The sequence below is a fragment of the Faecalicatena contorta genome (assembly GCF_001404335.1).
In the GTDB taxonomy this organism is placed as follows: Bacteria; Bacillota; Clostridia; order Lachnospirales; family Lachnospiraceae; genus Faecalicatena; species Faecalicatena contortus_B.
This window is the reverse complement of record NZ_CYZU01000007.1, coordinates 1-12,878: the sequence shown is the minus strand read 5'-3', so window position 1 is coordinate 12,878 and position 12,878 is coordinate 1. Positions and strand designations below refer to the sequence as shown.

The following is a 12,878-nucleotide window of genomic DNA, read 5'->3' as shown; positions in this document are numbered from 1 at the left end:
CATATCTATGATCAGGACGTGGCTTTCGGATATCCGCCCTTTATATGAGGAGCATAGATACCGGAGATATTACGATACGCTTCCGGCTTTTAGAAAAGAAAAGGCGGACAGGCTGCGATTCCAAAAGGACAGGGCACAGAGCGCAGGAGCCTGGATATTGCTGGAAAAGATACGAAAGAAATACAGAATTACAGAAAAAGCAGCATTTAATCTCTCGCATTCGGGGGATTATGTGCTGTGTTCTGTTGATATGGAATGTAATGAGCAAACTCAGGTGGGATGTGACATTGAGACTGTCAAAGAGGCGGATCTGAAGGTGGCAAAAAGGTTTTTCTGCCCATCGGAGTACGAGGCAATTTTGAGGGAGGACAATCAAAAACTGCAGAGGGATATGTTTTACAGGTTCTGGGTGCTGAAGGAAAGTTTTATGAAGGCCACCAGGGAGGGAATGGCGCTGGATATGTCGAGTTTCGAGATCCGGCTTTCCTCGCCGCCTGTACTGCTTGAGAAGCCGGAACGTTTTCCGCGGGACTATTATTACCGGGAATACGTGCTGCCTGGGTGTCCCTGTAAAATAGCAGTCTGTTCCACTGACGACGAAATTGATTCTGAACTACGGATGGAGTTTAAATTATGAAGATGAACCGGAAGATAAAAAAAGCGCTCATATTGGGTGCAGTGTGCGGCGCAGTGCTTGGAATGGCGCTGACATTTGCCGCGGCCAGTAAGGCATTAGACAAGAAAGAAGATACCATGGCTAAAACGCACGAGAAGTTAAAAGCGGAGAATAAAGATCTGCAGTCAAAGCTGAAACAACAGAAATCTGTGGAGGCTGCGGCTGTTCTGTCCAAGGAGGAACCAGAGAATTGGGAGCTTGTGCTGGTAAATGACGATTATCCGCTGGACCAGGAATACCAGCCTGAATTAGCAGAGGTTATAGAGGGGCGTTCAGTAGATTCACGGATTGTCGAAGATACGAAGCAGATGCTGGAGGATGCCCAGGCGGGCGGACTTAAGATGTATATCTGTTCCGCTTACCGTTCCTACGAAGATCAGAAGACCGTTTTTAATGAGACTATGCAGAACTGGGTCAACCAGGGAAGCAGTTTACTGGATGCTTACAATGAAACGAAGAAATCTGTTGCAGTGCCGGGATACAGCGAGCACGCGACCGGGCTGTCACTTGACATTACATCCGAGGAGTATCAGAACCTGGACGAGAAACAGGCGGATACGGCTGAGTCCAAATGGCTGGCGGAAAACTGTTATAAATATGGATTTATACTTCGTTATCCTCCGGAAAAAGCGGATATAACCGGTATCATATATGAGCCGTGGCATTACCGCTATGTAGGGAAAGAGGCGGCGAAAGAGATCAAAGAGAAGGGGATCACACTGGAGGAATACCTGGGTGTCAAGTAATTTCGTGCAAATAAGAGATCTTTTCTTCTGCTGAAGGGAAAATAATGACATTTTTAACAAATATAAATTTATTATAAAATAATATTTGACTTTCAAATCTGCGCGAGTATAATAAGTTATATCAAAACGAGGGCGTTTTCCACAGGGAAGACGCCCTTTTTGTATAATAGGACAGTGCTTTGCACTGTCCTATTATACAAAACCCTCCGGGGGATGCACATTCCGCGATAAGGTATATAGCCGCAAAGCGGCATCGCGGCGGCGCCAAAGTGTGCAAGCCCCTCATGAGTGAGGGGGTGGAGATCTGAGGTGGGCTTGCCCGCTTTGTTATATTAAAAGGAGGTCATAATATGAAGAAACTCGAAATTATTATTCAGCCGGAGAAGCTGGAAGACTTGAAAACAATTCTCGACAGCTGTTCTGCTAACGGACTTATGATTACAAATATCATGGGATACGGCAATCAGAAAGGACACAGGAAGATATACCGCGGTGCAGAATATCGTGTAAATCTGCTTCCGAAGATCAAGGTAGAAACAATCGTTGAGCCTGAGACGGCCGAAGAAATCATTGAAAAAGTTGTCTCAGAAATTCAGACGGGTACATACGGAGACGGAAAGATATTTGTTTACGAAGTACAGGATGCGGTCAGGATCAGAACCGGGGAGCGCGGACACGATGCTCTCTAAACTACAGGCAGGAATGAAAAATTGTTATCAAAGGGGATAGCTGTAAGAAACATAGGGATGTGTTTCGTTACAGGTATCTCCTTTTTATATGCCCGGCACGTGAGCAGTCCGGGCTGCAAAATGAGAAGGAGGAGTCATTATGGGATTAGCAGATTTAATTGCAGGCGGTATGGAATCAAGTGAGGCGGTATCCCTGCTGATTAATATCATGTGGACGATGCTGGGGGCATTTTTGGTTTACTTTATGCAGGCGGGATTTGCCATGTGTGAGGCAGGATTTACACGAGCAAAGAACACGGGAAATATTCTGATGAAAAATATGATGGACTTTGTGCTGGGAAGTCTATTTTTCTTTATTTTTGGATTTGCAATTATGCATGGTACGGACTGGATCGGCATCATAGGAATCAGAGGATTCTTCAATCCGGTTTCTCTGGCAGATGCAGATGGCTTAATGAACGGCCTGCCAGTAGGCGTATTCATGATCTTCCATACGGTGTTCTGTGCAACCGCAGCCACAATCGTTTCCGGTTCCATGGCAGAGCGGACCAAGTTTGCAGCTTACCTTGCATACAGTGCGGCGATCAGTATCTTTATTTACCCGGTTTCCGGACACTGGATCTGGGGAGGCGGATGGCTGGCAGAGCTGGGATTCCATGATTTTGCCGGTTCCGCGGCGGTACATATGGTCGGCGGTATCTGCGCACTGGTCGGGGCAAAAATACTGGGTCCTCGTATCGGAAAGTATGACAAAGAAGGAAAAGTCAGAGCCATACCCGGACATAACCTGCCGATTGCAGCGCTTGGTGTCTTTATCCTGTGGTTCTGCTGGTTTGGTTTCAACTGCGGTTCCACAACAGCCGCAACTACGAACCTCGGAGATATTGCCATGACGACAAACCTTGCAGCAGCCGCAGCCACACTTCTGGCAATGACCGTAACTTGGCTCAGATATGGAAAGCCGGATGTGTCTATGACCTTCAACGGATCTCTGGCGGGTCTCGTGGCAATTACAGCGGGCTGTGATACAGTCAGCAACTGGTCAGCAATCATAATCGGTGCAATAGCCGGTATCGTGGTAGTATTTTCAGTAGAATTCTTTGATAAAGCAGCAAAGATCGATGACCCGGTGGGGGCAATCAGCGTACACGGCGTATGCGGTGCGCTCGGCACAATCCTGACAGGCGTATTCTCACCAGATTATTCAGTAGTAACACAGCTGATAGGCGTAGCATCCGTCATAGCCTTTGTAGGTATCATGGCATTCATCATCTTTACAATCATAAACAAAACAATAGGACTGCGGGTTAACAAGACCGAAGAAACCGAAGGTCTGGATGTACATGAGCATGGTTCAACCGCATATGCAGATTTCAACTTCAGGTTGTAAAACAAATGTTTTACAACCTCCCTGCACTTTTAAGCTCCACCAATCGAATTAATACGCTGCTGCCGTCTCGACGCCTCCCAATGTACGCATATTACCAACCGATTGGATGCACCAGCTGGAAAACAGGGAAGTCTGGCGACTGGGGGGAGTCTCTATGCCATTTTAAAAGTCCTAAAAGTCTGCGTTAGAGGCCCTTAAGGAAAAAACATAGAAAATGGTGGGCAGGATTTGACGTTTCACGTCAAATCCTGAAGCGGCCTAAGGCCCGAAATTATCAAATTTCGGGCTGCATGCCGCTGTACCGCCATTTTCTATGTTTTTCCCTTTAGGGCCTCTTACGCAGACGGCGCGGATTTTTAAAATGGCATAGAGACTCCCCCCAGTCGCCAGACTTCCCTGTTTTCCAGCGTCCCCCTCCATCCTATCACATAAATTGAACATTGACGTCCCCGTATGTATTTGCTAAAATGGAAAAAGGGAAAATGATGGGTTTATGAAGCAACTATTATGTTTCTATCCATCAGGGTATAATACAATACAGTATCACAATTAATAAGGAGGAAGATCATGGAAGACCTTACATTTGGAGAACAAGTCAAAATTATTCTTGGCCGTAAAGGCATGACTATTAAGGAACTGGCAGAGATAATCGAGGAACGTACCGGCAAGAAGATGTCCAGGCAGAATCTGACCCAGCGTCTGGGAAGAGATAATTTTCAGGAACAGGACATGCGCACAATTGCAAATATTCTGGGCTGTCCTTTCCATTTAAGTATACTTTCAAGAGAAACTCCTGCGGCTGCGACAGCTGTAACCGAATCAGGAGAATCCGTTCCAACGGAAAAGGAGTGGAGGAAGCTGGAGAAGAAGCGCCAACAGAAGGCAGCGGAGAGAAAACACGCATTAGCATCAGAGGAAGGTATGCGGGAAACTGATGATATACTGGATGAAGACGATGCGGAAGATATTGAAGAGACAGCACCGGATGCCGGCCTGACAGGCGTAATAGAAGAGGAAAGCGCTCAAGGACAGGCTGCTGGTATTGCTGCGGCAGCTGAATCAGCCATTGGGGATGAAAGTGAGACTGAAGAAGTAGATATGACGATCGGTGAACTCTATGAGATCCATGAGGAACTTTCTGAATTAGAGGAGAACGTTCAGGCCGGTGAGCCGATTGAGACAATAAAAGAAGAGTTGGAACAGAAAAAAGAAGTCAAGACGGAGAAGAAGGAAAAGTTCCGCACCGGTGGTATTTTCCTCAGGAAGAAAGGAAATCCGGCCCCTGCGGAAGAATCTGTGCCGCAGAAAGAAGAGAAGACTGATCCACCCGTTCAGGACGAGGAAGAGCCCGAGGATTTCGAGCCGGTTATCAAACACGATGATGTAGAAGAGGACAGGGAACTGGGCGAGGTGAATCCCTACACCGGGCGTGAATATCAGACCAACAGTGTGCGCATGCATCCGAGCAGAATCGGATATGTGCAGGTTTATGACCGATCTACACATAAATGGACAGATATGACCGAGTGGGCTTTTTTAGGGTATCAGGAACGCAAGAAAGCACTGCTTGGCAAAGAATATGAACCTCCGATTTATCTTGACTAGTATCGAAAATAAGGAGGGTGCGTTATGGAGTGGGATACATTATTATCGGCAAAACGGATGCGGGGCGGCGTGTGGAACCGGCGGAATGGTTCAACGGATCTGAGAAGCGAATTTGAAAAGGACTATCACAGGATTATCGGGAGCGCTTCATTTCGGCGCCTGCAGGATAAGACACAGGTATTCCCACTGGATAAAAGTGACTTTATCCGCACCAGGCTGACACATTCCCTTGAGGTATCCTCACTGGGAAAGTCTCTGGGGCAGAACATTGGAGAAAATATATTAACAACGAATAAAGATCCCGGATTCACGGCCCCCATGAAGGAGGATATCTGCAATATCCTCCAGTGTGCGGGGCTTATTCACGATATAGGAAATCCGCCCTTCGGGCATTTTGGAGAAAACGCGATTCGGGAATGGTTTATCCGTAACCTTCCGGATCTCACTTGTTTTGGTAGATCGGTGGAAGAGATGCTGACGCCGCAGATGAGAGAGGACTTCTATCATTTTGAGGGAAACGCCCAGGCTCTGCGTCTTGTGACGAAGCTGCATTATCTGGTGGATGAGCACGGAATGAACCTGACATATGCGCTTTTGAACACCATCGTGAAATATCCGGTTCCATCCACAGGAATCGACCCTGCCACGGGCAATATCAAGGATAAAAAGATGGGCTATTATTATGCGGATCAGGCTGTATTTGAGGAGATCTCAAAAGAAACAGGGGCCGGCACGTCCAGACATCCCCTTACCTACATTCTGGAGGCGGCAGATGACCTGGCCTATAAGACGGCAGATATTGAAGATGCCTATGTAAAGGGATTTATAACATTTTATGACTTGGAAAAAGAGTTGGAAATATTGCAGAAGAAACAAAATAATGCCAATTTCCAACCGCTTGACAAACTCCGCACCCTCTATGAAAGAGGCAAAGAAAAAGGTGTAAGTCATCCGGAGTCCTACGCTGTGAAGAACTGGATTGTGAGGGTGCAGGGATATCTGATCAGCTGCGCAACTTCTGGATTTACATCCCATTATGACGAGATCATGGAAGGGACTTTTAAAGAGGACCTGTTCTATGGAACCTTTGGACAGGATCTGATGGATCTGCTTGGTGATATGGCTTACCGTTATGTATTTGCATCCAGGGCGATCTATAAGATGGAGGTAACGGAGGCAGTAATTCTGGATTTCCTGATGGATAAGCTGGTTCATGCGGTACTGTATTACGATACAGACCGGCCGCTTGGATCTATCGACAGCAGGGTGGTGTCCTTTATCTCGGATAATTATAAGAATGCATACAGACTGCAGGCAGAAGGAAAGAGTGAGGCGGAGAAGCTGTATCTTCGTCTGCTGCTTGTCACGGATTATGTATGCGGGATGACGGACAGCTATGCCAAACGGTTGTATCAGGAAATGAACGGGCTTGTTTAGGGGGATGGGGGCGCGAATGACAGTGCGATCCGGCTGCCGGTACAGGATCACCCGGATCATTCTTTTTGAAGAAGCGCAGGCATCAATACAGCGATGAACTGGCAGAGGCGCGCATCATGTACAGTATGACGCGCGCCTCGCTGCAAGTACGCTTTAGTGCATTTGAATTAATTGAGTCTGCAGGAGACTCTATTTGATAAACCGGCAGAAGTGCCCAAAATCAGGAGTGGGTGCTTTTTCGTCTTCATCCAGTTCCAGCTGGTCTACATAGGTCTTGGTGAACTGCGGGAAACCGAACAGTTCCGCAGCCCGGGCTTCCCTTGGAGAGTAAATAGCAGGGACTCCCAGCCAGTAACGGCCATCTTCTTCAACCAGTAGAAGGTGGTTATAATTGTGATATCCATGGAGGAGAAAACTGTTATTCGCAAGGTTCCAGCAGCGGCGGGGGAGAATCGAGAGGTCGGAACGCTGTATTTTCCTGGCTGTGGGGCCGGTTTGTGTTTCTTCTTCCCCGGAGTCATATGACTCTGTTCGGATTTCGCCGGCGGGGGTATCTGTCTGGGCTGCATTATCATCAGACATGGCAGTATCTTCTGGCTCCGCCGGGATATTTATTATCTCCTCAGTGTGATTGAATTCTGAGGGAGGTATATCCGTTTCAGAGGAAGGGAGTGTATTTCTGGTTATTTCGTCTTCATCAGAAGGGGGAAATGCCCTTCGGGTTATATCATCCTCATCAGAAGGAAGAAGTGAACTTCGAGTTCTGACTTCCTCATCAGAAGGGGGAAGTGAACTTCGTGGCCTGACTTCTTCATCAGAAGAAAGACGTGTACTCTGGGTCACATCTTCTTCAGAAGGAGAGGTGAGTGCATCAGGGGATATATCTGCTTCAGAAGAGGTTTGTGCATCTGACATAACATCCGTATCAGCTCTGTACGATGCATCTGAGGATATATCGACATCAGAACCGCTGAATGAATCAAAGTACAGATCGTCATCGTAGCCACGGAATGTATCCGTGGAGATATCAGCCTCAGACTCGTGAAAAGTATCAGAATACATAAGATTTTCAGGGTCATTATATGCGTCTGCGCTTTCCTCGCTTTCGGAGAGGCTTTGTGACTCCGCCTGTGCTTCTTCATCGATGACGTCAGGTAAACCGGCCCCGGCTCTGGTGCTCACGGCGGGTCCTTCGTCTGCTGACTCCTGGGAGGGTACTTCGGAGGGCGCAGGCTCTTCCAATACTGCGGCTGTGCTGTCTCCGGTTTTTTTCCACAGTTCGATTTCGCGGGTATCAAAGTCAGCTCCATCTGCGGCGGCGGTATAATACTGGCCGGAGTCCGTTTTCAGGAAAAAGCCGTCTATCTGCTCCAGGGGCCTGCCTTCCGGGAAAGTGGTGTCTGAAATGGTGAATCTTGCAGAGATACATTTATCCCCGCAGATGATCTCGTCGACCTGACTGGAAATAAATTTTGAATTCTGCCTGCAGAATGCATACAGCTTGACTGTGCTGCCGGTCTGCACCGGAATTCCTCTGACATTGACCTGCAGTACACAGGACTGGTAATGCTGGATTAATTTTATAAAGCCTGCATTACGCAGTTTTTGATTATTATTGTATTCATAAATATAACAGATACCGGGATTCATAATACACCTCTGGTCTTGTCTTTCTTTCAATCTAATTTATTCAGAGAGGTTTTGAAAAAGAACACTATTTGTGGTAAATTATATCAAAAGGGAAAAATTAGTGTACCGGCACATTGAAATTTAGGCTGGATATTAAGCTGTATATCAATCAGACAGTGCACGGGGGTGGAGAGATGATTATGAATGCAGACGAAAAATATATGAAAGAAGCTATCAGGCAGGCAAAAAAGGCATATGCCCTGGAGGAGGTTCCGATCGGATGTGTGATTGTATATCGGGATAAAATCATAGGACGGGGCTATAACAGGCGTACGATCGACAAGAACCCTCTGGCCCATGCGGAACTGACTGCGATACGAAAGGCCAGCAAAAAGCTGAATGACTGGCGGCTGGAGGAATGCACCCTGTATGTCACCCTGGAGCCATGCCAGATGTGCTCCGGCGCGATAATCCAGGCCAGGGTGCAGCGCGTGGTAGTTGGATGCATGAATCCCAAGGCAGGCTGTGCGGGATCCATTCTCAACCTGCTGGACATGCAGGAATTTAACCACCAGGCAGAGCTTACGACGGGGGTGCTGGAAGAAGAGTGCAGTACGATGATGAAGCAGTTTTTTAAGGAACTGCGGGAAAAGCAAAAGAAGATGAGGGCCAAATAAAAGTAACAGCCAGAGCGTGTCTGAAAATTGCTTGCTGCAAGATGTTGTCCCAGTTTGCGGCAATGAATTTTCAGACACGCTCTAGGGCAAGCCTGCCCTTCCATTACTTTTTGTACAGGGTTTTTCCTTCTTTCATCGTTTCCAGAACCACGATGTCTTTCAGTTTCATTTTGTCTGTTTTCAGCGGATTTTTATCGAGAATAACAAGGTCTGCCAGTTTTCCGGCCTCCAGCGTACCTTTTTCCTGTTCCTCGTGATAGGCGTATGCCGTGTTAATGGTGATTGCCTTCAATGCATCATACACCCCAATCCTCTGTTCCGGGCCCAGGACTTCCCCGCCGCGCGTAATCCTGTTTACCGCGGCCCATACGGAGTGCATCATATCCGGCTTCGTAACCGGCGTATCCTGGTGAAAATTCAGAACCAGCCCTCTGTCCAGCGCTGATTTACAAGGGCTGATTCGTCTGCCGCGGGTATCGCCCAGATTCTTTTTGTGAATATCGCCCCAGTAATAGACATGCCCCACAAAAATGGAGGGGATCATCTTCAAATCCGCCATTTTGTCCAGTTGATCATCCCTTGCCGTCTGGCAGTGGATCATAACAGGCCGGAGATCTGCATCAGCAGCCTCAGGTATCTTCTTCAACGCTTTCTCATAGGCTTTCAAAAACTGATCACCCGCCGCATCTCCATTGCAGTGCACCAGGATTTGTTTTCGGTCCCTCAAAGCCTGTTCCATAAACCCGGTTACGGTTTCATCTGTGAACCATGGATATGCACAGTAGTCTCCGCTGTTTTCATAGGGCTTTGTCAGCCATGCCGATTTCCCCTGGGGTGAACCGTCCAGCACGGTTTTGTAACCCCCTAGCTTAAAATGGTTATTGTACTTCCGGTCACACTCCGGATACTCGATAAAGAGCTGGCCCGGATCAGCTTCGCTCATAACCGGATAGGATACGACATCAAGTACAAAGGCGCCCTCATCACATGCTTTTTTCATGAACTGAACTGCGTCTGTGCTGCTGGCGCCGTCCTGAACGGTTGTGATTCCGTATTTCAGGTATTCCTGCTGTACGATCCTGAGGCCTTTCATGAGATCCATCTTCATATGAACGGAGAGTAGTTTCTGCAGCTCTATCATTGCGGCTTCTTCCATATATCCGTCCGGCTCTTTGGTTCCGGGGATCCTGCCGATGACACCGCCCTGGGGATCTGCAGTATTGCTGCCGATCCCTGCAAGCTTCAAAGCAGCACTGTTTGCGCAGCCCATATGGCCGGAAGCATGGGATACATAGATGGGGATACGTTCAGATACCTGATCCAGAATCTGTCTGGTGGGATGCCCTCCTTCTTTCAGGAAATTGTGGTCATAGCCGAAACCGACGACGACATCATTTTCTGAAATGTGCCTCGCCTCAATATATTGCTTTAAGGTATTGATGATATCCTGATAGCTGCCGCAGCCGCTCAGATCGGCATTTAAGGCCATCTGCGCTGCCATTGAGACATGTCCGTGTCCGTCCAGAAAGGCAGGCATCAGAGTCTTTCCATTCAGGTCAATATATTCGGTATCCGGGCCTGTCAGCTTCTCTGCCCCGGCTTTCGGGCCTGCGTATGCAATTTTTTCATCTGTGACAAGCAGTGCCTCCGGCATATTGTGTTCCCCTGTCATCGCGATGATATTCCCGCCATAGTACAATTTTTGCATAATATATTCCATCCTTTCTGAAAGCGGATTTCGCTTGATCTTATTTCAAATTATACCTCATATTACAAATAAAATACCACCCCCGCAGCACCACTTATGACCATAATCAGAATCGGATTCATCTTCCGCCTGCGCAGTATCAAAAGCATCACAAAAAATAGGAGAACTGCGATCCAGTTAATTTTCGAGAACATGGAACTTAAATGAAATGTGCTGGTGCCAAAAAACGCGAGCAGTATAATTGTAGCTGCCGCCGAGATAATCAGGCCTAAAGACGCTGACTTCAGTCCGTTTAATATTTCAAAAATATAGGTAGAACTTCGGTGTTTCTGAAAAAAGCGGTATAAAAATAAAGAAATAGCTACTCCGCATATTACACAGCCGATTGTAGCTGCTGCCGCGCCTCCAATCCCTCCGATCTGCAGGCCGACAAAGGTAGAGGTATTAACGGCCAGCGGGCCCGGGGTCATCTGTGAGATTGTAATAATGTCCGTAAAGAGCTTTTCACTGATCCATCCGGCCTGATTTACCACCTGCTCCTGAATTAAAGGAATGATTGCATAACCGCCTCCAATACTGAGCAGGCCGATTTTGAAAAATGTAATAAATAAATTCCAGATTGTCGTCATTTCATCTTCCTCTTTTCCCAGAACACCCGTATCACACATAAAAAGCAGCAGACAACCAGTATCAGAGCCACATTGATACCGAGCACAAAGTTTGCCAAAAAGGCTGCAGGTATCATGGCAGATAAAAACCAGGACCGCTCCTTCAGGATCAAAGCGCACATGTCGATGATCAGATCTACAATCAGTGCGGCCACGCCCGCCTGCATCCCTTTTAACACCGCTGCAACAACAGCGTTTGAGATAAAAGCGGTATAAAATGCCGATACCAGTCCCAGTATAACAAGGGGCGGTATGACGGCGGCAATGCAGCTGATGGCTGCGCCCAGAGTTCCTGCGACCCGGTATCCCGCCAGCGCAGACAGGTTAATGGCAATCGCCCCGGGAGTCGACTGTGCCACAGCTGCCATACCCACCAGTTCCTCCTCCGTAAAATACTGTTTCTGGGTTACAAAATAACGGCGGACCATAGGTACAACCACATAGCCGCCGCCGAAAGTAAAACTGCTGATAAACAGGTTGACTGCCAAAAGCCAGAAATATGTTTGTTTCTTGGGATGCTCCATCATGCCCCTCCTCTCTGTGTCTCCCATTATAGTTCTTGTTGAGGCATCTGTAAAATGATATAATTATATACAATACATAAAATTTATTCATGTCAGGAGAAGAGCCTATGAACATACGGCATCTAGAAATTATAGAAGCAGTTGAACAGACCGGAACTTTTACAGGTGCAGCAAAAAAACTGCACCTCACACAATCTGCGGTATCACACGCGATAGCAGAACTGGAACAGCAGGCCGGGACAGCACTGTTTGACCGTCTGCCGCGGGGCGTATGCCTGACGAGCTGCGGTACAATGCTGCTGAAAGAGGCGCGGAGTATACTGGCCTCCTGCCGCAGCCTGGATCAGCGGATCAGCCATTTAGAAGAATGCACGCCTGTAAATATTGTGTCCAGTATCACGATTGCATCTTTTCACCTGCCCCAGATTTTAAACCGTTTGAAAGCCGTACTTCCGGAACTTCAGGTGAATGTGCGCGTAGCAAGTGCCAATTCGGCAATGGGGATTCTACAAAACGGGGAAGCGGATATTGCCTTTTGGGAAGGCGTTGAGCCACAGGGAGCATTTCGGACCATTTTATTGGGCAGTTATAAGCTGTGCGCCGTGTGCGCTCCTGATTTTCCACTGCCTGACCGGGCAGTATCACCCCGCCAGTTGTGCAAATTGCCGCTATTACTGCGGGAGAAGGGCAGTGCGGTACGGGATACTTTTGACAGTACACTGTCACTTGCAAACCAAAAGGCCTATCCCAGATGGGAAAGCGTAAACTCTTTTGCACTTGTTAAAGCGGCAGAAGCGGGCCTGGGCGTGGCCATTTTGCCCGCGTGTTTATTGACAGCCCCTGTTTCGGAGAAAAAGTTACGCCTGATCCAATTGGAGGGGATGGAAATGGAAAATAAAATGCTGGCAGTACTGCATGAAAATAAATACATTACGCAGCCTATGCAAATGATATTGGATACCATAGCAGGCATGCCTTTGTAGTAAGCAGATATATAATCGGGAGTTAGTGACGCGCTTTAGTCGCGGCACGGATGGGGACGCTCCATAAAGGGATAGCCGAAAACCTCCCGGAGAACATCCATGTCCTTTCAAAAACGCGGCCGCGGACCTAAGAAATTCTAGGCGGG

At 47.7% G+C, this 12,878-nt stretch carries 12 protein-coding genes; 8 read left to right on the top strand and 4 right to left on the bottom strand.

Annotated features, from left to right (window positions below):
- The first annotated feature begins 7 nt into the window (after positions 1-7).
- The 6 genes from ARB69_RS04935 to ARB69_RS04905 all read left to right on the top strand — a co-directional run bounded on the left by ARB69_RS04935 (position 8) and on the right by ARB69_RS04905 (position 6,543).
- A complete protein-coding gene (locus tag ARB69_RS04935; protein WP_055151522.1) occupies positions 8-637 on the top strand; it encodes a 4'-phosphopantetheinyl transferase family protein in 630 nt (209 codons plus the stop codon).
- Entirely contained in the window at positions 634-1,422 is a 789-nt protein-coding gene (locus ARB69_RS04930; protein WP_050639483.1) for a M15 family metallopeptidase, read from the top strand. Before ARB69_RS04935 ends, ARB69_RS04930 begins: the two co-directional genes overlap by 4 nt.
- Before the next feature lie 350 nt (positions 1,423-1,772).
- Complete coding sequence (locus tag ARB69_RS04925) at positions 1,773-2,111, top strand: P-II family nitrogen regulator (protein ID WP_050639484.1); 339 nt, start codon at positions 1,773-1,775, stop codon at positions 2,109-2,111.
- A 139-nt stretch (positions 2,112-2,250) separates the two neighbouring features.
- On the top strand, positions 2,251-3,501 hold the full coding sequence (locus tag ARB69_RS04920; RefSeq protein ID WP_083487018.1) for an ammonium transporter: 1,251 nt from the start codon (positions 2,251-2,253) through the stop codon (positions 3,499-3,501).
- A 567-nt stretch (positions 3,502-4,068) separates the two neighbouring features.
- Positions 4,069-5,106: a hypothetical protein gene (locus tag ARB69_RS04910; protein ID WP_055151519.1), complete on the top strand. Its 1,038-nt coding sequence runs from the start codon at positions 4,069-4,071 to the stop codon at positions 5,104-5,106.
- A gap of 24 nt (positions 5,107-5,130) precedes the next feature.
- A complete protein-coding gene (locus tag ARB69_RS04905) occupies positions 5,131-6,543 on the top strand; it encodes a deoxyguanosinetriphosphate triphosphohydrolase (protein WP_055151516.1) in 1,413 nt (470 codons plus the stop codon).
- A gap of 189 nt (positions 6,544-6,732) precedes the next feature.
- Here ARB69_RS04905 and ARB69_RS04900 read toward each other — a convergent pair whose 3' ends face one another.
- Positions 6,733-8,193 carry a DUF6128 domain-containing protein gene (locus tag ARB69_RS04900; protein WP_055151513.1) on the bottom strand — a complete coding sequence of 487 codons (1,461 nt, stop codon included), beginning with the start codon at positions 8,191-8,193 and terminating at the stop codon, positions 6,733-6,735.
- Between the two features lie 179 nt (positions 8,194-8,372).
- Between ARB69_RS04900 and tadA the strand changes: the two genes are divergently transcribed.
- A complete protein-coding gene (gene tadA / locus ARB69_RS04895) occupies positions 8,373-8,849 on the top strand; it encodes a tRNA adenosine(34) deaminase TadA (protein WP_055151510.1) in 477 nt (158 codons plus the stop codon).
- Positions 8,850-8,952: 103 nt separating this feature from the next.
- Here tadA and ARB69_RS04890 read toward each other — a convergent pair whose 3' ends face one another.
- The 3 genes from ARB69_RS04890 to ARB69_RS04880 all read right to left on the bottom strand — a co-directional run bounded on the left by ARB69_RS04890 (position 8,953) and on the right by ARB69_RS04880 (position 11,749).
- Positions 8,953-10,557, bottom strand: a complete 1,605-nt coding sequence (locus tag ARB69_RS04890; protein ID WP_055151507.1) for an amidohydrolase — start codon at positions 10,555-10,557, stop codon at positions 8,953-8,955.
- A gap of 62 nt (positions 10,558-10,619) precedes the next feature.
- Positions 10,620-11,186: a chromate transporter gene (locus ARB69_RS04885; protein WP_055151504.1), complete on the bottom strand. Its 567-nt coding sequence runs from the start codon at positions 11,184-11,186 to the stop codon at positions 10,620-10,622.
- Positions 11,183-11,749, bottom strand: a complete 567-nt coding sequence (locus ARB69_RS04880; protein WP_202976925.1) for a chromate transporter — start codon at positions 11,747-11,749, stop codon at positions 11,183-11,185. The genes ARB69_RS04885 and ARB69_RS04880 overlap by 4 nt, the downstream gene beginning before the upstream one ends.
- Positions 11,750-11,856: 107 nt before the next feature.
- On the opposite strand from ARB69_RS04880, the gene ARB69_RS04875 reads away from it, so the two are divergent.
- Positions 11,857-12,732 carry a LysR family transcriptional regulator gene (locus ARB69_RS04875; protein WP_055151499.1) on the top strand — a complete coding sequence of 292 codons (876 nt, stop codon included), beginning with the start codon at positions 11,857-11,859 and terminating at the stop codon, positions 12,730-12,732.
- Positions 12,733-12,878: the final 146 nt, after the last annotated feature.